The 25,644-nt window shown below is 72.1% G+C and carries 34 protein-coding genes; 32 read left to right on the top strand and 2 right to left on the bottom strand.

The genetic code is table 11. The features are described from left to right. Positions 1-153 precede the first annotated feature (153 nt). The 32 genes from JOL79_RS06895 to JOL79_RS07050 all read left to right on the top strand — a co-directional run bounded on the left by JOL79_RS06895 (position 154) and on the right by JOL79_RS07050 (position 23,832). The gene (locus tag JOL79_RS06895) at positions 154-645 is read left to right on the top strand and encodes a hypothetical protein (protein ID WP_210154838.1); all 492 of its coding nucleotides are present in this window, start codon (positions 154-156) and stop codon (positions 643-645) included. A gap of 129 nt (positions 646-774) precedes the next feature. Continuing rightward, positions 775-1,215 carry a hypothetical protein gene (locus tag JOL79_RS06900; RefSeq protein ID WP_210154839.1) on the top strand — a complete coding sequence of 147 codons (441 nt, stop codon included), beginning with the start codon at positions 775-777 and terminating at the stop codon, positions 1,213-1,215. A gap of 21 nt (positions 1,216-1,236) precedes the next feature. Further along, positions 1,237-1,593 (top strand): hypothetical protein, encoded by a 357-nt coding sequence (locus JOL79_RS06905; protein ID WP_210154840.1) that lies wholly within the window; start codon positions 1,237-1,239, stop codon positions 1,591-1,593. Continuing rightward, the gene (locus tag JOL79_RS06910) at positions 1,590-1,958 is read left to right on the top strand and encodes a hypothetical protein (protein ID WP_210154841.1); all 369 of its coding nucleotides are present in this window, start codon (positions 1,590-1,592) and stop codon (positions 1,956-1,958) included. Before JOL79_RS06905 ends, JOL79_RS06910 begins: the two co-directional genes overlap by 4 nt. Further along, positions 1,958-2,863: a WDGH domain-containing protein gene (locus JOL79_RS06915; protein ID WP_210154842.1), complete on the top strand. Its 906-nt coding sequence runs from the start codon at positions 1,958-1,960 to the stop codon at positions 2,861-2,863. The genes JOL79_RS06910 and JOL79_RS06915 overlap by 1 nt, the downstream gene beginning before the upstream one ends. Before the next feature lie 79 nt (positions 2,864-2,942). Continuing rightward, positions 2,943-3,203: a hypothetical protein gene (locus JOL79_RS06920; protein WP_210154843.1), complete on the top strand. Its 261-nt coding sequence runs from the start codon at positions 2,943-2,945 to the stop codon at positions 3,201-3,203. Positions 3,204-3,220: 17 nt separating this feature from the next. Continuing rightward, positions 3,221-3,658 carry a hypothetical protein gene (locus JOL79_RS06925; RefSeq protein WP_210154844.1) on the top strand — a complete coding sequence of 146 codons (438 nt, stop codon included), beginning with the start codon at positions 3,221-3,223 and terminating at the stop codon, positions 3,656-3,658. Between the two features lie 16 nt (positions 3,659-3,674). Next, positions 3,675-4,145 carry a hypothetical protein gene (locus JOL79_RS06930; protein ID WP_210154845.1) on the top strand — a complete coding sequence of 157 codons (471 nt, stop codon included), beginning with the start codon at positions 3,675-3,677 and terminating at the stop codon, positions 4,143-4,145. Then, complete coding sequence (locus JOL79_RS06935; RefSeq protein ID WP_210154846.1) at positions 4,145-4,720, top strand: hypothetical protein; 576 nt, start codon at positions 4,145-4,147, stop codon at positions 4,718-4,720. Before JOL79_RS06930 ends, JOL79_RS06935 begins: the two co-directional genes overlap by 1 nt. 68 nt (positions 4,721-4,788) lie before the next feature. Beyond that, positions 4,789-8,712 carry a hypothetical protein gene (locus JOL79_RS06940; RefSeq protein ID WP_210154847.1) on the top strand — a complete coding sequence of 1,308 codons (3,924 nt, stop codon included), beginning with the start codon at positions 4,789-4,791 and terminating at the stop codon, positions 8,710-8,712. Positions 8,713-8,724: 12 nt separating this feature from the next. Next, positions 8,725-10,065, top strand: a complete 1,341-nt coding sequence (locus JOL79_RS06945) for a hypothetical protein (RefSeq protein ID WP_210154848.1) — start codon at positions 8,725-8,727, stop codon at positions 10,063-10,065. A 4-nt stretch (positions 10,066-10,069) separates the two neighbouring features. Continuing rightward, entirely contained in the window at positions 10,070-11,128 is a 1,059-nt protein-coding gene (locus JOL79_RS06950; RefSeq protein ID WP_210154849.1) for a hypothetical protein, read from the top strand. Between the two features lie 11 nt (positions 11,129-11,139). Next, positions 11,140-11,337, top strand: coding sequence for a hypothetical protein (locus tag JOL79_RS06955; protein WP_210154850.1), 198 nt, complete (start codon positions 11,140-11,142; stop codon positions 11,335-11,337). A 190-nt stretch (positions 11,338-11,527) separates the two neighbouring features. Further along, positions 11,528-11,779, top strand: coding sequence for a hypothetical protein (locus JOL79_RS06960; protein ID WP_210154851.1), 252 nt, complete (start codon positions 11,528-11,530; stop codon positions 11,777-11,779). 95 nt (positions 11,780-11,874) lie between these two features. Beyond that, positions 11,875-12,864 carry a hypothetical protein gene (locus tag JOL79_RS06965; RefSeq protein WP_210154852.1) on the top strand — a complete coding sequence of 330 codons (990 nt, stop codon included), beginning with the start codon at positions 11,875-11,877 and terminating at the stop codon, positions 12,862-12,864. Positions 12,865-12,878: 14 nt separating this feature from the next. Further along, positions 12,879-13,178: a hypothetical protein gene (locus tag JOL79_RS06970; protein WP_210154853.1), complete on the top strand. Its 300-nt coding sequence runs from the start codon at positions 12,879-12,881 to the stop codon at positions 13,176-13,178. Positions 13,179-13,194: 16 nt separating this feature from the next. Then, positions 13,195-13,911 (top strand): glycine-rich domain-containing protein, encoded by a 717-nt coding sequence (locus JOL79_RS06975; protein ID WP_210154854.1) that lies wholly within the window; start codon positions 13,195-13,197, stop codon positions 13,909-13,911. Continuing rightward, a complete protein-coding gene (locus JOL79_RS06980; RefSeq protein ID WP_210154855.1) occupies positions 13,908-14,207 on the top strand; it encodes a hypothetical protein in 300 nt (99 codons plus the stop codon). Before JOL79_RS06975 ends, JOL79_RS06980 begins: the two co-directional genes overlap by 4 nt. A 3-nt stretch (positions 14,208-14,210) precedes the next feature. Further along, the gene (locus JOL79_RS06985) at positions 14,211-14,978 is read left to right on the top strand and encodes a peptidoglycan recognition protein family protein (RefSeq protein ID WP_210154856.1); all 768 of its coding nucleotides are present in this window, start codon (positions 14,211-14,213) and stop codon (positions 14,976-14,978) included. Next, entirely contained in the window at positions 14,975-15,280 is a 306-nt protein-coding gene (locus JOL79_RS06990; protein WP_210154857.1) for a hypothetical protein, read from the top strand. Before JOL79_RS06985 ends, JOL79_RS06990 begins: the two co-directional genes overlap by 4 nt. Positions 15,281-15,412: 132 nt before the next feature. Then, a complete protein-coding gene (locus JOL79_RS06995; protein WP_210154858.1) occupies positions 15,413-15,880 on the top strand; it encodes a hypothetical protein in 468 nt (155 codons plus the stop codon). A gap of 113 nt (positions 15,881-15,993) precedes the next feature. Further along, positions 15,994-17,409 carry a hypothetical protein gene (locus tag JOL79_RS07000; RefSeq protein WP_210154859.1) on the top strand — a complete coding sequence of 472 codons (1,416 nt, stop codon included), beginning with the start codon at positions 15,994-15,996 and terminating at the stop codon, positions 17,407-17,409. A 2-nt stretch (positions 17,410-17,411) separates the two neighbouring features. Then, complete coding sequence (locus tag JOL79_RS07005; RefSeq protein WP_210154860.1) at positions 17,412-18,365, top strand: hypothetical protein; 954 nt, start codon at positions 17,412-17,414, stop codon at positions 18,363-18,365. A gap of 14 nt (positions 18,366-18,379) precedes the next feature. After that, entirely contained in the window at positions 18,380-18,751 is a 372-nt protein-coding gene (locus tag JOL79_RS07010; RefSeq protein WP_210154861.1) for a hypothetical protein, read from the top strand. Next, positions 18,748-19,056 carry a hypothetical protein gene (locus JOL79_RS07015; RefSeq protein ID WP_210154862.1) on the top strand — a complete coding sequence of 103 codons (309 nt, stop codon included), beginning with the start codon at positions 18,748-18,750 and terminating at the stop codon, positions 19,054-19,056. The genes JOL79_RS07010 and JOL79_RS07015 overlap by 4 nt, the downstream gene beginning before the upstream one ends. Before the next feature lie 15 nt (positions 19,057-19,071). Then, the gene (locus JOL79_RS07020) at positions 19,072-19,449 is read left to right on the top strand and encodes a DUF6283 family protein (RefSeq protein ID WP_230984396.1); all 378 of its coding nucleotides are present in this window, start codon (positions 19,072-19,074) and stop codon (positions 19,447-19,449) included. Positions 19,450-19,456: 7 nt separating this feature from the next. Continuing rightward, the gene (locus tag JOL79_RS07025; RefSeq protein WP_210154864.1) at positions 19,457-19,876 is read left to right on the top strand and encodes a hypothetical protein; all 420 of its coding nucleotides are present in this window, start codon (positions 19,457-19,459) and stop codon (positions 19,874-19,876) included. A 219-nt stretch (positions 19,877-20,095) separates the two neighbouring features. Then, a complete protein-coding gene (locus JOL79_RS07030; protein WP_210154865.1) occupies positions 20,096-20,392 on the top strand; it encodes a hypothetical protein in 297 nt (98 codons plus the stop codon). A gap of 35 nt (positions 20,393-20,427) precedes the next feature. Further along, entirely contained in the window at positions 20,428-21,603 is a 1,176-nt protein-coding gene (locus tag JOL79_RS07035) for a hypothetical protein (protein WP_210154866.1), read from the top strand. 37 nt (positions 21,604-21,640) lie between these two features. Continuing rightward, positions 21,641-22,045 carry a hypothetical protein gene (locus tag JOL79_RS07040; protein ID WP_210154867.1) on the top strand — a complete coding sequence of 135 codons (405 nt, stop codon included), beginning with the start codon at positions 21,641-21,643 and terminating at the stop codon, positions 22,043-22,045. A gap of 451 nt (positions 22,046-22,496) precedes the next feature. Next, positions 22,497-22,766 carry a GNAT family N-acetyltransferase gene (locus JOL79_RS07045; RefSeq protein WP_230984397.1) on the top strand — a complete coding sequence of 90 codons (270 nt, stop codon included), beginning with the start codon at positions 22,497-22,499 and terminating at the stop codon, positions 22,764-22,766. Positions 22,767-22,899: 133 nt separating this feature from the next. Further along, a complete protein-coding gene (locus tag JOL79_RS07050; RefSeq protein WP_210154869.1) occupies positions 22,900-23,832 on the top strand; it encodes a hypothetical protein in 933 nt (310 codons plus the stop codon). A gap of 111 nt (positions 23,833-23,943) precedes the next feature. Here JOL79_RS07050 and pgl read toward each other — a convergent pair whose 3' ends face one another. Together pgl and opcA are read right to left on the bottom strand one after the other, a co-directional pair. Continuing rightward, positions 23,944-24,720 (bottom strand): 6-phosphogluconolactonase, encoded by a 777-nt coding sequence (gene pgl, locus JOL79_RS07055; RefSeq protein WP_210154870.1) that lies wholly within the window; start codon positions 24,718-24,720, stop codon positions 23,944-23,946. Beyond that, the gene (opcA, locus tag JOL79_RS07060; RefSeq protein WP_307848367.1) at positions 24,717-25,640 is read right to left on the bottom strand and encodes a glucose-6-phosphate dehydrogenase assembly protein OpcA; all 924 of its coding nucleotides are present in this window, start codon (positions 25,638-25,640) and stop codon (positions 24,717-24,719) included. The genes pgl and opcA overlap by 4 nt, the downstream gene beginning before the upstream one ends. Positions 25,641-25,644: the final 4 nt, after the last annotated feature.

Here is a 25,644-nt window from a genome sequence, read left to right on the forward strand (position 1 = left end):
CGTGTAGCGTTCATCGTGCAAGTTGGCCCGTGGAAAGGGGGGCACATGATCACCCGCGGTATCAGCTGGGCCTGATCGCCCCGGGGGCCTCGCGTGCGCGCCACGCGAGGCCCTTGCCCGCCCCCTGCAGGTTCTCGACGAAAGGCAGCACATATGGTCATCAAGGATGCGACCGACCCGATCGAGTGGCCCGAGTTCGGCGCGACGGTCCGCGTGACGCTGTACCTCGACGGCTCGACCCTCGAAGGCACCGCGGCCGCGCCGCACTTCGCCCGCACGGGCGTCGTGATCGCCACGCCCCGCAGCGGCGCCCCCGCGCTGATCGTCGCGTGCGGCCCGATCCCCGAGGGGCCCGCCGACGGCGACGGCTGGGAGATCACCCGCGAGCACGTCAAGATCACATCCGAGGGCCGGTCGCAATGGACCGTCGACCCCGTGCCCGACGGCGGCCGCACGCTCGTGGTCACAGCCGTCGTCGCCCCCGGATTCAACGACCCCGACGTGCTCGCCCTCGCGCTGCGGCAGGTGCTGCGCAGCTACGGCTGCGACCTGCTGCCGCACTCGTGGGGGCCCGACCTCGACGAGGTCGCCTCGCGGCTCGGTGCCGCGCGTGAGCGCGTCGAGGTTCTCGCCCTGCAGCCCTGACCCCCCGGGGGTCGGCCCGGGAACCGCGCACCCGGGCCGCCCGCAGCGGCTACTGTCCGCGATTGACCCGTAACCCACTGGCGATTTACGGCCCCGTACGCCCCTCGTGGGGCGGGAAGGAACCCCCCGATGCGCCTACGCGCTCTCGCCGCCCTGGCGGCCGCCGCCCTCACCGTGAGCGGCTGCGGCGCCTCGGCCGCTCCCTCGGCACCGGCGCCCGCCGCGCCGAACACGCCCCCGCCGGCCCCGTGCTCGGCCGCCGCCGCCTACGTGCAGCCGTTCCGCGACCGGGCCCTCGCAGCGTTCCTCGACTCCACCTCGCGCCGCCAGGTGCAGCAGGCCCTGAACGACGCCGGCACCGACGCGGGCGAGGTGATCGGCGGCGCCGGCTGGAAAACCGCCCTCGCCGCCTGCGAGGCCGACGACACGGCGCGACGCCAGGCCGCCGAACTGCGCATGTTCGCCGTCGACATCTCCCTCGCCGCCCTGCAGATCGACACCGGTAAGCCGCTCGCCGAGGTGCAGGCCGAGCTGATCTCGAAACTCGACACCGCGGTAACGACCCCCTGACCACGATCGGAGACACACCCTATGAAGATCGGACCCCCCCTGATCGCGCCCGAGCTCGACGAGTGGGTGCTGTCGGCCGCCGAGAACTACCACCTCGCGAACCTGCACGCCGCCAACGCCGAGGCCGCGATCGCCAAGATCGAGCAGGCCGAGATCGAGCAGGATCGCGGCGCGGATTGGGAAACGCTCGCGACGCTGCGCCTGTGGGCGGGCATGCTCCGCGCGCAGCTCGCGACCGCCGGCGGCGTGGGCCTGACCGCGCCCGAGGGCGCGAGCAGGCAGGCCGTCAACATGCGCGACGCCGAGGCGCTGCGTGTGATGGCCGCGCACCCGGGCGACACGCAGAGCATGGATTACTCGCGGGGGCGGCAGGCGTGACCCGCTCCCGCCCGCAGCCGCTGCCGCCGCTGAACGACGTCGAGCGCATCTCGGCCCGCGGGGTGATCACCTCGCACTATGACGCGCAGGTGCGCGAGGCCGAGCGGCTGCTGCTGCACGCCGAGCAGGCCGTGCAGACCGCGCAGGCCGCCCGCGCCGCGTGGCTCGCCTCGAACGCCCTCCCCGAGAACGAGGCGGCGTACATCATCGGCGCCGCGGCGGGCGCCTACAGCGACGCCGCATTTGCCCACATCGCGGGAAAGGACGTCGACCCCGACGCGGTCAACCGGCTGCGCCGCGATCTCGACCTCGTGCGCGCCTACGTGCGGCACGACCTCGGATACCGATTTGGAGAGACCCCCTGATGACGACGGAGACACATTTTCGGCCGGCCGACACCCTGCCCGGATACAGCATCTGCAGCCGCTGCGAGGTGCCCACGCCGAACGACCGCGTGCGGCTGCACGCCGAGGCGCACGCCGCGCAGGACCGATGGAACGCCGAGCTGCGCGGCCTCGTCTCGCAGCTACAGGTGCAGCTCGTCGAGGCGCAGGGCCGCCTCGACGAGCAGCCCGCCCTGCCCTCGGCCCTGCCGCCGCCCGTGCTCGACGACGACGAGCTCGGGTTCGGCCCGATCAGCGACGAGGCGCTGCAGCGTTGGGTGACCGCCCCGCGCGAGCGGTTCGTGCGGGTGCGCCTGGCCGGGTCGGCCGACGACGTGCAGGCTGCGCTCGCGCTGCTGCACTCGCGGCATATCCACCTCGACGCGACGAGCGGCCCCGTGCTGCGGAGAGACGCGCGAGGCGTGAACCTGTACGGGACGATCGATATCGGTGAGTGGCTGCGGTTCGCCGCCGGGCAACTCGCCGAGCGGCCGCCGACGGGCGCTGCCAGGATCGCCGCCGAGGTCGCCGAACTGCGGCAGCAGGTCGCGCGCACGTACGAGGACGGCGAGGCGTTGAACGAGGCGTACCGCGAACGTGCCCGCCTCGTCGCGTTCCTCGCCGCCGTGTTCCCCGCCGTGATCGCCTACAACGACGAGCAGTCGCCCGAGTGGCCGGTCGTGTATGTCGACACGCCGTGCGGCCAATTGTCGTGGCACATCGCCGAGCGCGATCTCTACCTGTTCGAGCACGTGCAGCGGGTCGACGGCGGCGACGTGCGGGCCGCGTGGGATGGGCACAACACGGGCGAGAAGTACGTGCGGCTGCAGCAGCTCGTCGAGCGCACCGTGTTGCGTGAGCGGGCGCCGGCGGAGGGCGGCATGTAGGGTCTGCACTGCGTACGACGACGACACACGCACAGGCCCGTTCCCCGATGGGGGGCGGGCCTGTGCGTATGTTCATGGCATGGCAGAGATCGAGGTCGAGGCGACGGCGCACGTGCTCGGGCTGCGCCCGGGGCGGCGCGAGCGGTTCGAGGACACGCCATTCTTGCGAGCGGCCGTCGCGGGTGGGTACCTCACCGTGACAGGTGAGGGCGACGCGGAATCTGCCCCGGGCGGGGCCGAGAGCGACGACGAGGCGGCCGAGGCGCGTAGTCGGGCGCATCACCCGGCGGGCAAGCGGCGCGGGCCTGTGGGGGCCGCTGAGGGCCTCGGCGGGGGGTAGTCGTGTCGCGGGTGCGCGTGACGATCAATCAGGCCGAGTACCGGCGCCTGACGCAGTCGCCGGCGGGCCCGGTCGTGCGGCAGGCCGAGCGCATCGGCCGCCGCACCGTGAACGGGGCCAAGCGGAACGTGAGAGTTGACGACGGGCACCTGCGTAGCACGATCTCGCACACGGTCGCGGTCCTGCCGGGGCGGGTCCTCATGCGGGCCGGGTCGCCGCTCGACTACGGCCTGTACCTGCACGAGGGCACGGGCATCTACGGGCCTAAGCATCGCGTGATCCGGCCCGTGCAGGCGAAAGCGCTGCGGTTCGAGGTGAAAGAGGCCGTCGGCAAGGTGTCGGCGAAAGGCCGGCGGCCTGTCGTGTTCGCGCTGTACGTGCGCGGCGTCAAGGGCGACAAGTGGCTCGTGCGCGCGTTCAAGGATGCGTGCCCCTACCCTGTGCGCGAACGATGAGTGATCGGGGGAACCAATGGGAACCAGTGCAGCGCCCGCGCGGCGTGCCCGCGCGGCGGCCGCCGCGACCAAACTCGACGAGACGACCGCCGGCGAGCAGACGCTCGAACCGTCGCGGGTGATCCCGCCCGAGCTGCGGTTTACGACCGGCGGCCGCGACGACGACCAGGCGGGCGAGGCGCCCGAGCCGGTCGAGTTCGAGATCGACGACGTCACGTACACGGCGATCATCCCGCGGAAGGTCGATGAGGTCCTCGCCGGGCTGATCGAGGCCAACGCCCGCCGGGCGACGACGGCCGACGCCCTGTATGCCGGGATGAAGTTCATGCACCGCGTGATCGCGCCCGAGTCCCTCGCGCGGCTGCAGGCGCGGCTCGACGACGACGCCGATAAGTTCCGGATCGGCGACCTGTACGACATCCTCGGCAAGCTGGTCAAGGTCGTCGAGGCCAAGGCCGAGGAACGGCAGCGGGGGCGGCGCCGGTAGTGGCCGAGCTCGCGCCCTGGCGGGCCGCAGTGGCCGGCCCGCCCCGGGCGTTCGAGCTCGACGGCGAGCACTTCGTGATCGTCTCGGATTGGTCGGTGCTGCTCGACCGGCTGCGGTTCGAGACCTGGCAGCTCGACCTATTGCACGACCTGCTCGACGAGGCGGGGGCCGACCGGATCGACGACCGGCTCGACGACGAGCTCGACACGCTGACCCTGCGCGAATGCGCGCGGGTGGCCGAGGGCCTCGTCGAGGCCGCGACCGGGCGGCGTTGGTGGGTCGCGCAGCGCCTGATCGCGAGTGCGGCCGACGACTGGCACGAGCTCGACGGCATGCTGCTGCTGCGCGGCGTCGACCTCGTCGAGCTCGCCCGCGCCGCGCCGGCGCGGCTGTGCAACGTCATGCACCGGCTGATCGTCGAGGGCCTCGGCAAGACCGACCGCGAGATGTTCGAGTTCCGGCTGCGGCGGCCGCCCCGGGGGGTCGACGTGCGGCGCACGCAGGTCATGACGGACGCCGAGCAGGGGGCGGCATTCATGGCGGCAATGGGTGCGCTGCAGGGCGGCAGGTCGTGATCGCCGTAGCCTGATACTGCGCCGCTGGTGGCAGGGCCGGGCGACCCGCCGTTTCGAGGGGTGCCGCCGTGTCCGAACAGCCGCTCGCCTCATCCGAGGTATCCCTGTCGATCGACTTCGACAACCTCGACGAGGAACTGAAACGAGGGCTGCAGGCCAAGGTCAAAAAGGCGGCGGCCGAGGCCGAGCGCAACCTCGACAAGGTCGGTAAGGCGGGGCGCGAGGCCGGCGAGGACATCGACGCGGGGGTCGGCGGCGGCGCCGCGGCCGCCGCACGGAAGGTCAAGCGGGCGGCCCGCCAGGCCGAGGCCGACCTCGCCAAGGTGGCGGCCGCGGCCGAGGCCGCCGGCGCCGCGGTCGACGACATCGGAGACGGCGCGCGGGGCGCCCGGTCGGGCCTGCGCGGGGCCGTGGCCGAGATGGTGCGGGCCGAGGCCGCGGCCCGCAAAGCGGCCGCCGCGGTGCAGACGATCCGGCAGGGCCTCGACGAGCCGCAGGGCGCCCTGTTCGACCTCGATCAGGGGTCAATCGTCGAGGTTCAGCGGGACCTGAAAGGCGTGCAGGCCGCCCTGTTCGACCTCGACTCGGTGCCGATCGACCGGATCGAGACCTCGGCGGGGCGGGCGTCACGGACGCTGCGCGAGCGCCTGTCGCCCGCCCTGCTCGGTGTGCGGGATCGGCTGCGGTCCCTGATCGAGGGCCGCGGCGCCGGCGCCCTCGACGACCTCGGCAGGAAAGCCGAGGGCCTCGGCCGCTCGGCCGACAAGTCGGGTATCAGTCTCGACCGGTACACGGGCCGCCTGTCGCTGCTCGCCTCGGCGATCTCGCTCGCGGCCGCGGCCGCGCCGCCGCTGATCGCCGCCGGCGCGGGCGTGTCGGCGGCGATCGCCCTGTCGGTCCCGTCGATCGCGCAGGTCGTCAAGGGCACGAAGGATATGGCCGACGCGTGGGACGGCCTGACCGACGAGCAGAAGATCGCGACGGCGGCGACGGCCCGCGCGGCTGAGGTGTTCAAGGCGACGTCGGCCGCGATCGAGCCGCGCACGCTGCAGGTCTATAACGGCGTGCTCGCCGAGACGATCCGGCTGCTGCCGCGGGTGCAGCCGATCGCCGAGAACGCCGCCGACGCGCTGACCGCGGCGACGCAGACGCTCGGCCAGGGGCTGGACTCGCCCCGGGCCCGCGACTTTTTCGAGTTCCTGCAGACCAACGCAGGCCCGGCGATCGATCAGGTTACCGGGCTGCTGATGGACGCCGCCGGCGCGAGCGTGAGCCTTGTCGAGGCGATTGCGCCGCTCGCGTCGACCGCGATCGGCCTCGTCGGCGGCCTGGCACGGCTCGTCACGGTGCTCAACGACATCAATCCGGGTTTCGCGCAGCTCGCCGTGACGGCGATCGCGCTGCGCTCGCCGTTGGCGGCGGCGCAGAACCTGCTCGGGAAGGGGGCCGGCAAGGCGGCGTCGTTCGCGAGCAGCGCGGGCAAGGCGGGGGCGGCTGCGAAGCTGCTGAACAAGATCGCGGGGGCGGGGCCGAACATCTACCTCGCCGCCGGCACCGCGATCGCGTTTTTCGCGATCAAGACGCTTACGGCGAAACGGGCGATCGACTCGACGATCGACTCGATCAACGCGCAAAACAAGGCATTCGGGAACAACGTCGCCGGGTACGAGGCGGCGAACAAGGCCCTCGCGTCCAAGTTGGTCCCGGTACAGCAGCAGCTCGCCGCGGCGCAGACCCGCGTCACAAAGGCGACGACGGCGACGAACATCGCCCTCGCGCAGGGCGCCCTCGCGCTCGACGACTTCCAAGGGTCGCCGCTACGGGCCGCGATGGACGCGAACGCAGCGTCGATCAAGCGGGTCGACGAGGCGGCCCGGCAGCTCGCGGCCGCCGGGTTCGCCCCCACGATCGCCGCGGCGCGCGAGCTCGCCGACGCCGCCGGCGTCAACCTCAGTAAGGCACTTGACGAGAACGGGCAGGTGTCCGGGTCGGCGACGGCCCGGATCGCGTTGTACTCATCCAGCATTCGCACCGCGTCGGATACGACGGCCGTGCTCGCCGACGCGTGGTCGCGCGCCAAGAATGAGGCCCTCGGCCTGACGGCGCAGACGCAGGCGCTGCAGGACGTGTTCAACCGGTTTCTTAACCCGTCGCTCGCGCTGCTCGACGCGAACAACCGCCTGCGCGAGGTGCAGGGGCAGGTCAATAAGGCGTTCCGCGAGGGGAACGTGACGTCGCTGCAGCGGCAGCAGTTCCTGTCGCAAGAGATCGCCGCGCTGCGCGACAAGCTGACGGCCGAGCAGCAGGCGACCGGCGCGACCCGGGCGGCGACCGCCGAGACGCTGAAACTGCTACCGGCCCTGTCCCGTCTGGCCGGTAATTCCGACGTCGGGCGCAAAGCGGTATACAACCTCGCGAGGTCGCTCGACGGGGCCCGTCAGGACGCATCCGGCGCGATCACCGTGATCGACGATTTCGGGCACGCCGTGCGGGTTCTGCCGAACGGCAAGATCGTCAAGATCAAGGCTGACACGGCGCAGGCCGAGGGCGCCCTGCACCGGTTCCTATCGCTGATCAACGCCGTGCCGCAGCAGAAGACCGTCGGCGTGCTCGCGACCGGCGCGACAGGCGGCCTCGCCGTACCCGGGGCAATCGTGCGCCTGGCCGCTGGCGGCGCGCCCAAGCGGCCCCGCGGCCGCGTGTCCGGGCCGGGCACCTCAACGAGCGACGACGTGTTCGCCCTGCTGTCGCGCGACGAGTTCGTCGTGAACGCCCGCGCGACCCGGCGATGGCTGCCGCTGCTGGCGGCGATCAATGCCGGGCGGCTCGCCCGCGGCGGCCTGGCGGGCGCCGCGGCGGCCGCGCTGCCGCGGTTCGCGGGCGGCGGGCGCGTCAAGGTCGACCCGAACGCGCACCGCATCGCCGTCGCCCTCGGCATCGACATCTCGCCGCAGCTCGAAAAGGCCCTCGCGAAGCGGCTGCAGACGATCGGTACCAACCTCGGTCGGCAGTTCACGTCGTCTTTGCTCGGCACGCCGTCGCAGATCTCCTCGACCCTGCGCGGCCTCGAAAAGCAGGTCACCAAGGCTTTCGCGGGGATCAAAACCCGGGTCGATAATCAGCTCGTCGCGCGGCTCGAACGGCTGAACACCCGCCTTACCGGCCTGGCGAAGCAACGCGACAAGATCATTCAGGCGATCGAGGACGCGCAGCAGTTCGCGACCAACACGACGGCCGAGGCCCGCCGGTTCGCCAGCCTGGCAGGGTTTGGCGACGCCGAGCGGTCGACCGGCGTAAGCATCGAAAAGACCCTGAAAGATCGCCTCGCCCGGATCAAGTCTTTCGCCGCCGATATCAAGGCGTTGGGGGCGCGCGGCCTCGACAAGAGTGTGATTCAGCAGCTCGTCGAGGCGGGCCCCGACGAGGGCGCCGACCTCGCCCGCACGCTGCGGCAGGCGAGCTCGACGACGCTGCGCGAGATCACCCGCACGCAGCGCGAGATCAACTCGGCGACGAGCCGGCTCGGCCGCGATACGGCCGACCTGCTGTTCGACTCGGGCAAGCAAGCGGCCCGGGGGTTCCTCGCCGGGTTGAAGGCGCAGCAGAAAGAGATCGTCTCACTCATGACGGACATTGCGGAAAGCGTGTCCAAAACCGTCAAGAAGACACTCAAGATCAAATCGCCGTCGCGGGTCCTGGAAGACGACGCCGTGAACGCCGCATTGGGGTTCATCCGAGGGTGGCAGCGCCTGCGCGAGCGGATACAGACGCAGGTCGCGACCGCGGTACGACCCGGGCGGCAGGTCGAACGCGCCTCGGCCCTCGTGCCGAACCGGCAGACCGTCGCCGACCGGGCCCGCACCGCGGCGACCGGCGCGACCGCCGCGGCGCGGCAGCTCGTCGTCAACCAGACCAACCACATTCACAACGTGACCGATCCGAACGCGATCGCGTCGATCGTCGAGGGCCGTCTCGTCGCGGCCCTGCGATAAGGGGGTTCCCGGGTGCCTGCGATCGACTGGCTATGCCTCGGCGGCGTCGAGGTCGCCAACAACGCCCGCACCGCGGCGTACGCGGCCGCCGGGCTGAAACCCTCGACAATGCAGCTCTACGGCTGTGAGTGCCCCGGACTGCGGCAGATGCTCGGCGACCCGGCGTACACGACGCCGGCGGCCGACCTGGCCCCGTGGTACGACCCTGCCGAGCCTGCGAGTGCGGATTTCGGCGGCCTGCTCGTGACCCGCATCGACGGGGCGCGCGTCTCGCCCGTGCAGCGCGGCCGTACCGACCGGCTCGGCGACGGCGCCGTGCTCGGCCGGCGCCGCCGGGCGGGGCGCACGATCGTCGTACGCGGCCTGCTGCTCGGCGCCTCGTGCTGCGCGATCGAGTATGGCATGCGATGGCTCGCGAGCGCGCTCGACGGCAGCCTCGGATGCGGCTCGACGAGCTGCGGCGGCGACGACCTGCGATACCTGACCTGCTGCCCCGGCGAGTGCGACGACGCCGCCGACCCGTACGCGTGTGCGACCCCCTATCTGCGCACGCTGCGCGAGGTCGGCCTCATCGATGGGCCGAACGAAATCTCAGAGATCGGCGGGGGCACGAGCCTCACCGCGGCCGCAGCTGCCGGGTGCGCCGGCGGCGGCGACTGCCCCGCCCTCGAAATCGAGTTCACGCTGTTCGCCGGGCTGCCGCACGCGCTGCGCGAGCCGGTCACGATCGCGACCGGCCTGACGTGGGACCCGGCGACGACGACCGGCTGTATCGAGTGGTCCGACGATCCCGACTGCCTGACCGAAGCCGAGGAATGCGCCGCCCTGCAGCCTGTGCCGTGCCCGCTCGACCCTGCCTGCCCGCCCGCCGTCGTGCCACAGATTCCCGTGCCGTTCAACCCGTGCAACTGCGACCCCCTCGCCGGGCGGGCCCGGCTGTGTGTGGACGTGCCCGCCGGCGCGGCGCCGATCTGGACTGACGCTGTACCCGTGCTCGTGCTCAAGGCGGGCCCCGACAAGCCGCTGAAAGCCGCGCGTATCCGCGTGTACGCCAACCCCCTCGGCCAGGCCCCCGACGAGCTCGACCCCTGCTCGTACTGCAGCGAGGTCAACGTGTCGTACATCCCGCCGGGCGCGACCTACATCCTCGACGGCACCCGCCGGCGGTCGATCGTGCAGTGCCCCGGGCGGGCCGAAACATCGGGGGCGAGTGTCACGTTCGGCGAGCAGGGCGGCCCGCTATCGTGGCCGACCCTGGAATGCGGCACGTCGTACACGATCTGCGTCGAGGCCGACGCCGACACGATCGACGGCGCGACGGCCGGCCTGCAGGTCGTCGTACGGGAGAGGTGACGACATGGCGAATCTCGGCTGCGCCGACGAGTACAAGATCGGCGTGTTCGACCGCACCGGGTCGCGGCAGCTCGGCGAGCTGTTCGACGCCTCGGCCCTGACGTGGGGGCGTGTGGTCGACGACACAAGCGACGCGGTCGTGCAGGTGCCGTATCAGGGCGCCGACTGCTGCGGCCTGCTCGCCGACGCATGGCCGTGGTGTAACGAGATCGTGCTGGTCCGCGACGACCTGCTCGTATGGCAGGGGCCCGTCGAGACGATCACGTACGGGCGTGAGGTCACCACGATCACGGCGAAAGACGTGACGGCCTGGCTGTACCACCGGGTGATCAAAGATCTGATTGACTACTCGGCCGCCGGCGCCGGGCCGGCCGACCTCGTGCTGATCGCCGAGGCCCTCGTGCGGCACGGCCTCGACCAAGACGACCCGAACGTGCTGCAGTACCTGCACACCAAGCTCGCCGGGGTCACGGGGGAGCGCCGGTATCCGGCGAACGGCTCGATCGTGTACGACGAGCTCGCCGAGCTCGCCCGCACCGGGGTCGATTTCACCGCGTTGGGCCGGCGCATCATCATCGCCGGCGAGGTGCCCGTCGCCCGCCTGCCGCAGCTCGCCGACGAGCATTTCGTCGGCGACCTGCAGGTCGTCAAGGATGGCCGCCAGGCGGCGACCGCGGCGACCGTCGTCGGGAAGGGCGTGACCGCGACCGCGGGCGGGATCGGCCCGTGCGGCCTGCTCGAAACCCTCGCGAACGAGCAGGAAATCCTCGACGACATCAGCGCGCAGGCCGAGGCCGTCTCGATCGTGCAGGCCGGCACGTTCCCGGTCATGCTGCAGGTTCCCGACGGGGCGCAGCTCGACCCCGACGCCCCCGTGTCGATCAACGAACTGATTCCGGGGGTCGTGATCCCCGTGACCAGTAGCGAGACCTGTTACACCCTGTCGGCCGACCTGCGGCTGCAGCGGCTGCAGGTGACGTTCGACGCAGGCAACGGCAGCGACGACGGCGGCGGCGAGCAGGTGCGCGTGACGCTCGTGCCCGTCGGCGCGCAGTTCGAGTAAGGGGGCCCGGGGTGGTCAAGCGCAGGCAGCGGGCACTGACGGACGCCGAGCTGATTCGCGACCTCGACGACCGGCTGCGCAGGCTGGAAAACAGGCAGTTCGTACAGATCGGCGTGCCGCCGAACGCGTACGTGCTGCAGGTCGACGACGCCGGGCAGCTTGTCGCGACGAGCTCGGGCGGCACGGCGACGGTCGTCGCGCTGCCGTAGACGTCTCGCGCGAGAGGGCCCCGCGCATCTTGGGCTGCGCGGGGCCCCCGGCAAGGTGCCCGGCGGTCGGGATCGTGTTACGGGGCCAACCGCCGGAACGACCCGGAACGCCCCGAAGGTAGCACCCGAAAACGGGCATGTGTTGCGTTCCAACCAAGCGGACTGTAACGATCTTGCTACGCTCGTGTACGTGCTGACCCCCGATCCGCAGCAGGCCCGCGGCATACACGTCGATGGCTCCGGCGTCGTGCACCTCGCCGGCAGCTCGACCGATCATCACGGCGAGGTCCTGCCGTCGCCCGGCTGTAACACGGGCCTGGCCGGGTGGGACCCGCGCCGGCTGCGCTTCACCGACGCCCCGATCAACTGCCGCAAGTGCCAGCGGCTGATCGCCGCGCGGCAGCTCGCCGTGCCCGTCGAGCAGATCGCCCTGCCGATCTAGGCCCGCCTGCGCGGGCCGCCGAGCTGCTGCCCGTACGCTGAATGTGCCGCTGGTGATGGGGCCGGGCGAACGCGACGACCGAGAGGTTCGCCCTTATGGCCCGCTGCGGCTGCTCTGGCACCTGCGCCTGCAATTTCGCCGCCGGCCCCGGCATCACGCTCGCCGGCACCGGCTCGACCGCAGACCCCGTCGTGATCTCGGCGACGCCGGCGCCCGTCGACTGCGACGACGTGCGGCCGTGCATCTCCGCCGGCCCCGGCGCCGCCTACAACGCGGCGACCGGCGTGATCTCGGCCCGCATTTCCACCGACCCCGGTAACGCCCTGATCAACGGGGGCGACGGCGGCCTGTACACACCGAACTCGGGCGGCGGGGGCGGCCTGACCTCGGTTGCCGTGCAGGACACGCCCTGTATCGACCTCGGCGGCCTCGGCACTGCGGGGCAGCCGCTCACCGCGGCGCCGATCGTCGACGCCGCGGCGGGCAACCTGCTCGCCTGCACGCCGAGCGGCATGCGGGCCGCGCTGGCGGTCGGCGCGTGTGGTCTGTCCGGTAACGGGTCGGCGGCCTCACCACTGGCGGCGAAGGTGCAGGCGTGGCCGTACACGTGCCCGGTCGACGCGAACGCCGGCGGCGTGTACTGCGACTCGACCGGCAACCTGCGGGGCGAGCCGCGCGGAAAGACCTTCTACCAGCAGGATTCGCTGAATCAGACCCTTTCCTCGACCGCGGTCCCGTCCGGGTTCGACAACGTGATCGTCACGCGGAACCTGTCGGTCACCAACCCCGACCCCTGCCGGCCGATGTTCTGCATTTTCGAGGTCGAGGTCGACGTCGATTTCGACCTGCCCGCCGCCTCGGGCGCCGCGTACGGCATCACGACGGACGAAATGGCGTATTTCGCCAACCGGGGCAGCACGGCCGCGAGCGACGTGCACTGCCAGACGACGAAGGTCTATAACCGCGTCATCGCCGCGGGTGCGACGCTCGTCGAGCCTCTCGAAATCACGATGGGCCGCGGCTCGGGCGGCGCGACGTACAACCGTATCCAACACTTCATCCGTTGCTTCGGAATCATCCTGTAATCGGGGGGAATTTAATGGAGAAGACGTTTTACCTGCGGTTCGACGACGGGTCGGTCGGCATCGCGACCTACACCCTGCCTGCCGGGTCGACCGAGATCAGCCAAGCCGAGTACGAGGCCGACCTCGCGCGCATCGAGACCGAGAACGAGGCCACCCGCGAGGCGCAGCAGCAGGCCGAGCTGCAGAGCCTCGCGGACTCCCTTGCCGAGCTCATGGCCGGCGGCATGACCGAGGCGACCGCGCGGCGCGTGCTGAACATCCCCCCCGACCTCGAACTGCCCGCTCCGCAGACCGGCGAGCCGGCGACCGCCTGACAGGGGGTGACTGATCATGGCTGTATGCGTGTGCCCCGATTACCTGCGGGTCGACGAGAACGGGCACCTGTGCGTCGTCCCCGGATCGCTCGGCTGGCGGCAACGGCTGATATTCAGCACGCCCGGCACCGCGACGTTCCAAAAGGCTACCTATCCGTGGCTCGCCCGGGTGTTCGTGCAGGTGCAGGGCGCCGGCGGCGGCAGCGCGGGCGCCAACGCCGCATCGGGGCAGCTCGTCGCCCGCCCCGGCGGCGCCGGCGGCGGCTACTCCGAAAGCCTGCTCGACGTCGCGTCGCTGCCCGCCGCGGTGACGGTCACCGTCGGCGCCGGCGGTCTGGCCGGCGGGTCGACGACCGCGGGCGGCAAGGGCGGCGACTCCTCGTTCGGCACCCTCGTCGCCGCGACCGGCGGCGACGGCGGCACGGTGTTCATGGCGAGCGGGACGACGCCCAACAGCGCGACGGGCGTCGCCGGCCCGTTCGCCGGCACCGGTGATTACCGGCAGGGCGGCGGGGGCGGCGGCGGCGCGATCCGCCTGTCGGCAACTGAGGGCATGGCCGGCGAGGGCGGCGAGAGCCGCCTCGGGCATGGCGGGTTCTCCCGCGGCTCCGAGGGCCCGGGTACGGCGTCGCGTGGGTTCGGCGGTGGCGCCGGCGGCGCCCTGTCGACCGGCACCGCGCAGCCCGGATTCGAGGGCGGCGACGGGATCGTGATCGTGGACCTGTACGCGTGAACATGCCCGAGGCGACCGATGCGGCGGCCCTCGCGCAGGTCGCCGCGCAGGTCGCCGTGTCGGTCGCGCAGCAGGCCGCGCACGCCGAACGCCTGACCGATCACGAGGGGCGGCTGCGGCTCGTCGAGACCGCGGTCGTGTCCCTGTCGAGCCTGCCGACGATCGTGCAAGACCTGGAAGGGCGGCAGCGGGCCGACGAGAAATGGAGATACGCCCTGCCCATGACGGCCCTGTGCGCCCTGTTCTCGGCCGTCGCCGCCGTGATCACCGCAGTCATGCAAGTCAAGGGGGGATGACCGGTGCAGCTCGAAACCCGCGCCGAGTGGGGGGCGCGGCCGCCGAAAGGCGCGTACGACGCCGTCAGCAGCCCGCGCGGCGTCAAGGTGCATTACACGGGGGGCCGAGTCGACCCCGGAATCGTTGGGGATCACGAGCTGTGCGAGCTGTTGCAGCGGTCGTTCCAGCGGCAGCACATGATCGAAAACGGGTGGCTCGACCTCGGGTACACGGCGACCGCGTGCGTGCACGGGCGCGTCATGGTCGGCCGCGGCCCCGGGCACCTGCCTGCGGCCAACGGCGCCGGCCTTAACAGCAGCCATTACGCCGTGCTGTGCCTCGTCGGGAACGCCGGCCTCGTCGAGCCGCCCGACGAGCTGCTCGCCGGCCTCGCCGACGCGATCCGATGGCTGCGGCGCGAGGGCGGCGCCGGGCCCGAGATCAAGGGGCACCGCGACGGCTACGCGACCGACTGCCCCGGCGACCCCCTATACAAGATCGTCAAGAGGTGGGGGCGTGACGGGCTGCCCGGCAGCTCGGCGAGCTCGGCGAGCTCGGACCCGCCGCCATTCCGCCGTGTCCTGTCGTACCCGCCGCTGATGGAGGGCGACGACGTACGGCAGTGGCAGCGGCAGATGCGCCGCCGCGGGTGGGCGATCGACGACGACGGACTGTACGGGCCCGCCTCGGCCGCCGTCGCCGCCGAGTTCGCCCGCCGAAAGGACCTGCCCGGCGGCGGCCGCGTGACCCGCGCCGTGTGGGATGCGGCTTGGGAACTGCCAGTCACGTGAGCAGGTCCCGCCGCCGGCGGCGGCCGCAGATCTGCAGCGCGGATTTCTGGCTGCGGGCCCTCGACGACGCGATCACGCACGGGGCGTCGGCCGCCCTGGCGGGCCTCGGCGCCGGTGCCCTCGACGTGATCCCGATCGGGCAGGCCCGGCAGGTGCTGCTGCTCGGCGCCGGCGGCGCCCTCGCGTCGCTGCTCGGCAGCCTCGCCAGAACGCGCAGAGGGGCCGGCGTACCTTCGCGCGGTACCGGCCCCTCGGCTGCTGCAGTGTTGCCCGTGGAAAGGAACACCGCCCGCGAGCAGTGAGCATCGCGGGTGCAGCGCGTCGCAGCATACCCAATACGACACCTTGATCAGTTCCGCACACTCATAGGTGTCGCGTTCATCGGTCACATGGTGTAGGGTCCAGTGTGCACGTGTGAGAGAGGGGGTGATGATGTGACGCAAGAGCCATCGTTCGAGCTCATCGGCCTCGGCGGGATCGCCGCTCTGTGGGGCAAGACCCGAGAGGCGGTCTATTCCATGAACCGCCGCGGGAAATTCGGCGAACCCGATTGGTACGTCGGCGTGACCGCCGAGGGCGACGCCGTACCGGTGTGGCTCGCCGAGCGGTTCGGGCAGGCTACGGGCGAGGTCGACACGGCCACGCGGGAGGGCCTGCCCGACCTCGTCGGCATGGAGGAAATCGCCGTCGGCCTCGACGTGCAGCGACGCACGGTCGAGCAGATGCGGGCCCGGGGCCGAAAGGACATCCCGACGCCGCAGCCGTACACGCTCGTCGGCCGTACGCCGGTGTGGTGGGCCGAGTCTTGGCAGGAATTCGCGCGCCTGACAGGACGGCCCTGGAGTCTTACCCGGCTACGAAAGGTACGCCGCGACCGGCTGAAAGCCGCCGAGCGTACATAACCACTGGTCACCCCCGACTTTCCGTCGTGGGCGACCTCTACCGTCTCATGTCCTGTGAACATCCAACGTCACAGACACCTAAGATCGACAAGTCCCGTGGAAAGGACCCCGGAATGCCCGCAACGCTCACCCCCGAGCAGACCGCCGCCGCGATCGACGCACGGCTGCCTACCTGCCTCGTGCCGCCCCCGTCGATCCTGATCGAGGGCGGCGACAAGAGCGGCAAATCGTGGCTGTGCGCAGAGCTCACCGCGTCCCCGCTCGTCGGCGACTCGTATTGGCTCGACCTCGGCGAGGGCGCGGGCGACGAGTACGGCGACGCGATCAAGGGCGAGATCACGTACAAGCTGCTGCGGCATGACGGCACGTGGCACGCGATCATGCAGCGGGCGCGCGAGGTGCACACGCACGCCGCCGCCGTCGCAGCCGCCGGCGGAAAGCCCGTCGTCCTGACCGTCGACTCAGGGTCGATCATGTGGGAGATGCTCAAGACATGGGCCGACGTGAGGGCCCGGTCGAGCAAGAAAAACCGCGCGAGGCTTGAGGCCGACCCGAACGCCGAGATCACGATCCCGCCGAACGTGTGGGGCGACGTTCACCAGCGACACATGGAATTCCTGAAAATGCTAATCACATTCGAGGGAATCCTGCTGATCACGGCCCGCGGCCGCGAGACGGTCAAGGTCGACAAGGCGGGAAGCCCCGTCGCGGGCGAGGCCGATTACAAGGTCGAGACGCAGCGCGACATTCCATTCGCCGTCACCGCGCATATCCGCATGTTCCGCGACGACGCCCCCATGATCATGGGCTGCCGGTCCAAGCACCTGCGTATCGGCCCGAAGTTCGACAAGCCCCGCCAGGTCCCCGGGTTCACCCTCGAACAGTTCATCTTTCAGGGCCTGCGGTTCGACCCGCAGGCGACCGCACGGCGCGACTACGTCGAGCCCGGACGCGAGCGCACGCCCGAGCAGGTGCGCGACGACGCGATCGAGGCGCACCACGCGCACGACCGCGAGAAGCTGCTCGCCCTGCTCGCCGAGTCCGGGCACCCTGCTCTCGCGACGACGACGATCATTAACGAAACCGGCGGCGAGGAGCGCCTGACCGACCTGATCGTGCGCCTCGGCCGATCCCTCGACGCCCCGCCGCCGCAGCAGGTGCCGCAGCAGCGGCAGGCCCCGCAGCAGCAGCCGCGCAACAGGTTCGCCCGCGAGCGCGAGAACCGCGCCGCGCAGGCCGTACCTCCCGCGCCCGAGACCGCGGGAAGCTCGCCCGACGAGCCCGCCCCCGCCGAGCTGCTCGACCGCATGCGCGCCGCCCTCGCCGCCTGCAGCACGACCTCGGAACCGGCACAGATCGCCGCCGCGGCCGCCCTCACCGGGCGGCAGATCAAGGTCCTGCCCGAGCTCACCCGCCGCGAGGCCAACCGGATCGGCGCCCTCGCGCTGCGGGCGAGCACCGCGGAGAACCCCCGTCAAGCCCTGGCCGCCACCCTCGCGCAGGCCATGAAGAACCGAAAGGCAGCCTGACCATGACGACCGATCGCACGAGCAACGCCCCCGCCGAGTCGGCGGGGGCCGCCCCCTCACCCAGCATGGCCGACGTGTGGTCGGCCGAGCACGCCGCCGAGCTCGCCGGGTTCGACCTCGACCCCGCCGAGCGGGCCGAGATCGAGGCGATCATGTCGTCGCTCGCCACGTCGGGCGAGGCCGAGCAGGCCGCCGCCGAGGCCGACCTCGCTGCCGACGCCGCCGAGCAGGCCGAACCCGCCCGGGTGGGCGACGAGCAGCCGCCGGCCCCGGAAGTAGGCCAGGCCGACGAGGCCCCCGCGCCCGAGCCCGAGGCGGCCGATGAGCAGCCCGAGCGGCCCGCCCCCGACGTCAAGGTCGTCAAGGCGGCCGCCGAGGAAATCGGCATGCTCGACGCCCTGCACAAGTGGATCGGCGACGAGCTGAAAGCCAAGCGGGCCGCCGCCGCCGAGCTGTTCGCCGACGCCGCCAACCTCGGCGGGCAGCGGCAGGTCGAGCTCGTGCTGCCCGACGGCACCCGGGTCGGATCGTGGAACATCGCGCAGCCCGAGGTCGTCATCACCTGGAACGAGGCGGCCGTGCTCGACTACACCCGCCGGCACGCCCCGCACAACGTGTACGACGTCGTGAACTCGGCCGCGCTGAACTATCCCGACGTCGTCGAATACATCCGGCTCACGCATCCCGAGCTCGTGCGCGACGCCGTACGGCCCGCATACCTCGACCTGCTCGCCGAGGAACTCGACGCGCAGGGGCAACTGCCCGACAAGACGACCGGCGAGCTCGTCACGGTCGCCGAGCGGGTCAAGGTCGCCGCGATCGGCGACGGCAAGATCGCATGGACGCGCCCCAAGCGGAACGACCCGACGAGCGGCCGCGACAAGCTCGTCGCCGCCTGGCGGGCGGGCGAGCTCGCCGGGCGGATCGCCCTCGACCCGCCGCCCGTGGCCGAGTAGGGGGGCGAGCAGGCATGAACGTCACCGAGTCGTTTCACTTGAACAAGATCCTGCGATTCCTGCTCGACCCTGACGCGGGAACGGCCCGCGACGAGGCTGCCGAGGCCGTCGCCTACCTCGCCGACCGGGCCTGCGCGAAACTCGCCGCCGGCCTCACCGGAGAGCAGGCCGCCGCCCTGCTCGACTCGCACATCGCGCGGCGCAAGACCGACGAGCGGTTCGGCGCCGCGATCGACTGGCTGCTGAACAGCCGTTACATGGACCCCGAGGCCATCGTCGCGTTCTGGGGCGTCACCGACGGCAGGTGGGGCGTCGAGGACGCCGACCGCGGGTTCATCGACGGCCGATCGCTCACGGAACTCAACCGGGCCCGGGGCGAGACGTGAACGACCGCGAGGCCCGGCGGCGGGCTCGGCGGCGGCGGCAGGGGGCCGCCCCGCTGCTGGACGCCGCCGAGCTCGCGGCCCGCGGGGCCCTCGTCGACCTCGCCGATTGGACCGACGACGGCAGCGACGAGCAGCAGGCGCAGCTCGTGGCCGAGCTGCGGTACGTCGGGTCGATCCTGCTGCAGCGGGCCCCCGCCGGTTGGACGTTCACGCCGCGGGCCGCCGCCGGCGAGTGGGCCGAGCAGGCCCGCCAGGCCGGCGGCGGGGCCGAGGCTCTGCCGAGCGGCATGACCCCCCTGTTTTGACCCTTTGGCGGAGAGATGCCCCCGCAACTGCCCCGCACGACGCGGCCGTGCCCGCGCTGCCCTTTCCGGCGCGACGTGGCCGGCGCGTACCTGAACCTGCGCGAGTACGCCGACGGCACCTGTGTTGACGAGCGCGGCATGGGGCCCGCGGTCGGCGCCCCGTTATTCGCCTGCCACATGGCCGGGGTTGACCCGGGCCGTGTGTGCGCCGGGTGGCTCGTCGTCGAGGGCCCGAACCATCCGACGATCCGTCTCGCCGTGATCGTCGGGGTCCTGGCGGTCGAGGACCTGCAGCCCGGCGAGAACTGGCCGCCGCTGTATGCGTCCGCGGTCGAGATGTTCGAGGTGCAGGCGTGCCACGCCCGCATGCAGCCCCCAACCCCAGAAAGGTGATCCCGAGTTGAGTCGTAAACCGTCGCCGTCGACCCTGGCATACCGCGAGCGCAGAGACGAGGCGCAGCGCGCGGCGCGCGAGCTGTACGGCCCGCGGGCCGATCCGCTCGTCGCCGAGGACCTCGCCGACGACGCCCTGTGCCGCGGCCTCGCCGCCTACGTCGACCGCTACCGGCGGCAGCACAAGCGGGGCCCGCGATGGGCCGAGCTCGGCGAGCAGGCCCGCCCCGACGTGGTCGACGACCTCGGCGCCGCCGCCGACGAGCTCGGCCACCTCGCTCCGCGGGTGTACGCCGAGCTGCTGTGTCAGGCGCTGCAGCGGGCCGGGTGGATCACGACCGGGCAGGCGGCCGGCAGCATGCGCCCCGGGCCCCGCTATACCCCGCCCGCGCGGCCGCAGCGGCCCCGTAAGCCGCCCGCGCGCTGACCGGCCGGGCCCCGCCGGTTAGGGGCCCTGCGGGCGCCTCGCGGCTTTGCGGGGGCATGGCTGTATCCCTCACCTGTATGTCTATCGCCGAGTAGGGTGCCAGGACAGGAGGGGGTAGCGCTCTACCGCAGGGTGCGCGCCCGGCCCCCGGAACGCAAAAGCCCCGCCCGGCTACCACCGGACGGGGCGACGACCTGATTGCGAAAGGTCAAAGGTTCGATGGAGAGTCTAGCGGCCGTGCCCCCCGACGAGGGGGCGTTCCCCAAAGCGGCTCAATCTGACCCGGGGCCCGACGTCGAGCGGCTGTACCGCGAGCGTTTCGGCGACCCCGTTGACCTTGAACGCGAGCTGTTCCGGTCGGCACCGCTCGCGCCGATTCCCGAGTTCGAGGCCCTCGACCACCTGCACCGGCTCGTCGCTGCGCGCGACGGGCATTCGGCGTGCCCGCATTGCTGGCAGGCCGAGCGGCAGGTGCGGACGGCGGGTCGCGACTGCACCCATTACCGGGGGATATAGATGATCACTTTCGCGCAGGCTCGCGGGGGGCGGCCGTGACGCTGCCCGAGGAATGGCCGTCGGTCGACGAGGCCGAGCTGCTCGACGGCGAGGTCGAGGTCGGGTACGAGGACGGCGACGACGAGCCGGATTACTTCGCCCGGGTCATGTACTACGTACTCGACTTCCCGGGCCTCGGCCGTGTCGGGAAAGACGCGTACGTGTGCCTCGTGCGCGGCCTCGGATGGGGGCGGCGCCGACGCAAGATGACCCGTGAGCAGCTCGCCGCCGTCATGTCGATCAGTACTGACACGTTCGACCGCGGGGTCAAGGAACTCGTGAAACACGGCCTCGTCGAGGTGAACCGTCGGCGCGACTCCAGTACGGGCAATTGGGCGACAAGTAGCTATCTGCTCAAAGACACCAAGAGTGCGCAAATGCGGGCGAGAATCGTCGAGCTTGAGCAAGCACTCGGCAAGCGGCAGCCCAAGACAGAGGCAAAACCACAGGTCAGCACCAGTCCGCAAAATGCGGCACGGACAGAGCCGGACAACTCGGGCGGCGACGAGGGGCACCGTTCCGCAGATTGCGGAATGGATGTGACCAGCGAAGACACCACATCGCCGCAGGTTGCGACCAGTCCGCAGAATGCGGAACCGCCGGGCCGCAATTTGCGGAACCGCCGTGCCGCAGATTGCGGACATAGAAGAGAGAACTCTCTAGAGAGAGAAGAACAGAGAGAAGAGAAAGACCTCGGGTTGCCCGCCGTAGGCGGGCCTACTCGCCGTACCGCGCGTGCGCGCGAGGCGCCTGCGGCGCAACCCGGAATCTCGATCCAGGCACAGACCCTGCTCGCCGAGCTGCGCCGCTACCGCGGTGCGCCCGGGTGGGCCCGGCAGCGGCACCTGCTGCCGATGGCTGCGCAGGCGCTCGACCGGTTCGGCCGCGACGCGGTCGTGAGGTACGCCGTCATGGTCGCCGCCGAGGAACGGTTCGAGCCGCACCAGCACATTCCCGAGTTCCGCGAGGCGCTGCGCCGCCTCGGCCGCGACGTGCAGCTCGGCGACGCCTGCGCCCTCGACGGGTTAGACCCGGCGGCCTGCCCCTGCGACTCGCCGACGTTCCCGCCGCCGGATCGCCCGTGGACGCAGGATGATCAAACCGATTGGGAACGCGTGCTCGAACGGCTCGGCGTCGCCGACGAGGACCTCGGCGCCGCGGCGGAAGGGTAAAGCGAATGCAAATCTACGCAGTAAAGGGGGTGGGGGCGTGATCCCGCTCGACCGCGAGCTCGCCCGCTGTGAGTGGCCTGACGGCGGCTGCGGGCGAAAGATCCTTTGGACGGTCACCGCGAGCGGCAAGCGGCAGCCCCTCGACGCGCGGCCCGATGCCGAGCGGGGGAGCGTGGCGGCGTACCGGGTCGATGCCCGGGTGTGGTCGTCGCGATCGCTGCTCGGCGCGGGGGCCCTCGGCCCGGCGCCGCACGAGCATGTGTACCGGCCACATGCCGAAACGTGCCCGCGACTGCACCAACCTCAGCCGCCCGCGGCCGCGCCCGCCGCGGCGCCGGCGGGGCCGGCCGAGATCCCGGGCCTGCTGCCGGATGCGCAGGTACTTGATCTGCGCGAGGCCAGGGCCCGCCGCGGCCGCGGCCGATCGGCACAACGCACGTAGGGGCACGCTCGGCGCGTCGAGGCCCGTTTCTGCCCGTTTGGGTGGGGCGGGCCTTTACTTTTCCTTGCCATGAGTGAGTACCTGATCGTCCCCCCGCGGTACCGGCGGGCCGCGGGGATCGGGTGCCTGCTGCTCGGGCACTTTTGGATGGAGACCCGCCCGGGTCGTCACCGCCGGCCGTTGCTGCGGTGTTGGTACTGCGGTCGGATGGCGCCGCCGCGGTGGTGGCGGCGGCCGTACGAGGCGGGCCGGTATTTGAGCCGCCGATAGGTGCGTGCGCATCTAAACCTCGAGGTGTAGGGGTCCCAGGTCGCGACCCGGTAACGACATCTGATTCGTACCGGTCGCGACCTTTGTGTATCCGGGCCTGCCTTTACGCGCGCTTTGTATACCCCCCTGCCGTCGACCGGCGAGAGACCCCCTATATGCACCCGTCACTATGAGGAGCCTCATGTTCACCGCCGACCCGGGCATCGCCGAGATCGCCCTGCTCATCGAGGATCGCTGGCAGGGGCGGGGGATCGGCACGGCGATGGTCCGCATGCTCCTGGGCCAGGCGAGAGACCTGGGCTTCGCCGAGGTGCGGGCCACGCTGCTCTTCGACAACATGCGGATGCGCAGGTTGCTGGGCTCCATGGGCGCCACGCTGACCCACAGCGAGGACCCCGGCGTGATGGAGGCCAGGATCGCCGTGGGCGTGATGACGGCGGCCGCCGGCTGACGACTCCCCAAATCCACCGTTCCGGCCCGGCGGCGGTCAGGGTCGCCTGGCCGGAACGGTTGAGCGTGGCTGACAGGTGACGGACGGGCGCGGCCACCTGGACGCGGCGCGAACGGGCGGGTAGAGCTGGACTGTGGATCTGGACGAGGCGGCCGACCGCCTCTACGGCCTGCCGCCCGACGAGTTCACCGCGGCCCGGGACACCCTCGCGAAGCAGGCGAGGGAGGCGGGCGACGCGCGGCTGTCGACGGAGATCCGCGCGCTGCGGCGGCCCACGGTCGCCGCCTGGGCGGTCAACCAGGCCTGCCGCCGGCGGCGCGGCGAGCTGGACGAGCTGCTCGACCTCGGCCGGCGGCTGCGAGAGGCGTGGCGATCCCAGAACGCCGAGGCCCTGTCCGAGCTGAGCCGCGAGCGGTCGGCCGCGGTCGCGCGCGTCGCCCGCGCCGTCCGGGAGGACGCCGCGTCGTCCGGCCGCCCGCTGGGGGCGAGCGCGGCGACGGAGATCGAACGGACGCTCGACGCCGCCGTGGTGGACGAGGACGCGGCCGAGCGCGTGCGCCGCGGGCGGCTCGTCCACGGACTCACCTACAGCGGGTTCACCCCGGCACCCGTCGTGCGGGGCCCGGCGTCCCGCCGGGAGAAACCTGAGAAACCTGAGAAAACCGAGAAAACCGAGAAAACCGAGAAGACAGAGAAGCCGGAGAGGCCCGCTCGGGGGAAGCCCGCCCAGGATGAGGCCGAACGGCGGCGGGCCGCGCGCGATCGCGCGATCGCGGAGCTGGAGCGGGCCGTGGAGGAGGCGGAGTGGACCGCCGCCGAAGCGGAGGAGGGGCACGCCGCGTGGGCGGCCGAGCTGGCGGAGGCGGCCGGGGAACGCGACCGGCGGGCGGCGAAGGTCGACGAGCTGTCGGAGCGGCTCAGCCGGGCCAGGGACAAGCTGGCGGGCGCCGAACACCGGCTGAGCGTCGCCCGCCGCGAGGAGGGCGGCAGCCGCCGGGCGGCCGAGAAGGCGCGCCGGGAGGCCGCCCGCGCCGCCGAGCGCCGGGACGCGGCCGCCCGGGAGTGAACCCACCGGGAGTGAGACCCCGGAAGCGAGCGCCTGAAAGTGGGGTCCCCGGCAGCGCGCGGCCGGGAGTGGGGCGCCCCGCGAGCGAGGCGCCCATCTCCTCAGGGACCCTCAGGGAGAGGCCATGCGCCCCATCGTCGCCGGGATCTTCGCGGCGGCGGCCCGGTCGAGCAGGAACAGCGTCCGCTGCCGTCCCCGGGCGCCCGCCGCGGGCACCTGGAACGGCCCAGCCTCCGCGAGCGCGAGGTGGACGGCCTGGGCCTTCTCCGCCCCGGCGGCGACGACCCAGATCTCCCTGGCGGCCCGCAGGGCCGGGAAGGTCAGCGACAGCCGGGTGGGCGGCGGCTTGGGCGAGCCGTGCACGGCCACCACCGTGCGCTCCTCCTCGTACAACGCCGGCTGACCGGGGAACAGTGAGGCCACGTGGCCGTCCGGTCCCATGCCGAGCAGGAGCACGTCGAACGACGGCACCGGGCCGTGATCCTCGGGCCGGGCGGCCCGGGCCAGCTCGGCGGCGTAGCCCTCGGCGGCCTGTTCGGCCGTGAGGCCCGAGTCCGGGCCCGGCATGACGTGCACCCGCGACGGATCCACGTCGACCTTGTCGAGCAGGGCCAGCCGGGCGCCGGTCTCGTTGCGCTCCGGGTCGCCGGTCGGCAGGAACCGCTCGTCGCCCCACCAGATGTCGAGCGCCCGCCAGTCGATCGCGTCGTGGGCGGGCGTCCCGGCGAGCGCGGCGAGCGTGGCGATGCCGACCGTGCCGCCCGTCAGCACCAGGTGGGCGGAGCCCCGCGCCGCCTGGGTGTCGACGAGGCGGGTGATCAGCCGGGCGGCCACCGCCTGGGCGAGCAGGTCGGCGTCGCGGTGGACGATGACGGTCGGGACGCTCACCGTCCCTCCCGTCCGGAGATCGCGGCCAGGCGGCGGATCGACGTGCCGTACACCTCGTCGGGGTCGAGCCTGCGCAGCTCCTCGGCGAGCAGCTCCGAGGTGGGCCGGCGGGCCAGGGCGACCCGGCGGTCGGGCTGGCCGGGCCGCGACAGCGTGGCGAGCCGCGCGTCGGTCCTGCTGACCACCAGCTCCCCGCCGTCCTTGAGCCGCAGCCGCACCCGGGTCAGGCCGGGACCGCCCGACTCCGCCACGTCGATCGGCGCGTCCAGCCGGTCGCTGAGCCAGGCCGCCAGGAGCGGCCCGCTCGGGTTGCCCGACGCGCCCTCGACGACGCCTCCCTCGACCTGTCCGACGGGCAGGTCGAAGGCGGCGGCCAGAAGGCTGCGCCACGGGGTGAGGCGGGTCCAGGCCATGTCCGTGTCGCCGGGGACGTACGACTCGGCCCTGCTCCGGATGGCCGCGATGCCGTCGCTCGCGGCCTTGGCGTCGGTGATCCGGCGGCCGGCGAGGGCCCCGATCGGGTCCTTGGCGGGCAGCGCCGGCGCCTCGCCGGGCCACCACGCCACCACCGGCGTGTCGGTCAGCAACAGCGGCCTGATTACGGAGTCGGCGTGCCCGGTGAGCTCGCCGTACAGGCGGAGCAGCACGACCTCGCCGGGCGAGGACTCGCCGACCCGGACCTCCGCGTCGAGCCGGTCGCCCTCCGCGGAGTCCCGCTTGATCACGACGAGTATGCGCGAGGGGTGCTCGCGGGCCGCGTCGGTCGCCGCGCGCAGCGCGTCGTACTGGCCCGCCTCGTCCACCACTGTCACCAGCGTGAGCACCATGCCGACGGCCGGCGCGCCCATCTGGTGGCGGAGCCTGGTGAGCGTCGAGGAGATCTTCGACGCCGTCGTCTCGGTCAGGTTGAAGGTCGTCACCGGG

Origin of the sequence: Microbispora oryzae (genome assembly GCF_017896165.1) — a bacterium.
Lineage (GTDB): Bacteria > Actinomycetota > Actinomycetes > Streptosporangiales > Streptosporangiaceae > Microbispora > Microbispora oryzae.

Bases quoted from the DNA above. Each gene is read 5' to 3' on its own strand.
- JOL79_RS06950 (WP_210154849.1), top strand. From the start codon at position 10,070: ATGGCGAATCTCGGCTGCGCCGACGAGTACAAGATCGGCGTGTTCGAC.
- JOL79_RS07045 (WP_230984397.1), top strand. From the start codon at position 22,497: ATGTTCACCGCCGACCCGGGCATCGCCGAGATCGCCCTGCTCATCGAG.
- JOL79_RS06900 (WP_210154839.1), top strand. From the start codon at position 775: ATGCGCCTACGCGCTCTCGCCGCCCTGGCGGCCGCCGCCCTCACCGTG.
- JOL79_RS06920 (WP_210154843.1), top strand. From the start codon at position 2,943: ATGGCAGAGATCGAGGTCGAGGCGACGGCGCACGTGCTCGGGCTGCGC.
- JOL79_RS06930 (WP_210154845.1), top strand. From the start codon at position 3,675: ATGGGAACCAGTGCAGCGCCCGCGCGGCGTGCCCGCGCGGCGGCCGCC.
- JOL79_RS06975 (WP_210154854.1), top strand. From the start codon at position 13,195: ATGGCTGTATGCGTGTGCCCCGATTACCTGCGGGTCGACGAGAACGGG.
- JOL79_RS07005 (WP_210154860.1), top strand. From the start codon at position 17,412: ATGACGACCGATCGCACGAGCAACGCCCCCGCCGAGTCGGCGGGGGCC.
- JOL79_RS07030 (WP_210154865.1), top strand. From the start codon at position 20,096: ATGGAGAGTCTAGCGGCCGTGCCCCCCGACGAGGGGGCGTTCCCCAAA.
- JOL79_RS06905 (WP_210154840.1), top strand. From the start codon at position 1,237: ATGAAGATCGGACCCCCCCTGATCGCGCCCGAGCTCGACGAGTGGGTG.
- JOL79_RS07020 (WP_230984396.1), top strand. From the start codon at position 19,072: ATGCCCCCGCAACTGCCCCGCACGACGCGGCCGTGCCCGCGCTGCCCT.
- JOL79_RS06965 (WP_210154852.1), top strand. From the start codon at position 11,875: ATGGCCCGCTGCGGCTGCTCTGGCACCTGCGCCTGCAATTTCGCCGCC.
- JOL79_RS06895 (WP_210154838.1), top strand. From the start codon at position 154: ATGGTCATCAAGGATGCGACCGACCCGATCGAGTGGCCCGAGTTCGGC.
- JOL79_RS06970 (WP_210154853.1), top strand. From the start codon at position 12,879: ATGGAGAAGACGTTTTACCTGCGGTTCGACGACGGGTCGGTCGGCATC.
- JOL79_RS07000 (WP_210154859.1), top strand. From the start codon at position 15,994: ATGCCCGCAACGCTCACCCCCGAGCAGACCGCCGCCGCGATCGACGCA.
- JOL79_RS07010 (WP_210154861.1), top strand. From the start codon at position 18,380: ATGAACGTCACCGAGTCGTTTCACTTGAACAAGATCCTGCGATTCCTG.
- JOL79_RS06915 (WP_210154842.1), top strand. From the start codon at position 1,958: ATGACGACGGAGACACATTTTCGGCCGGCCGACACCCTGCCCGGATAC.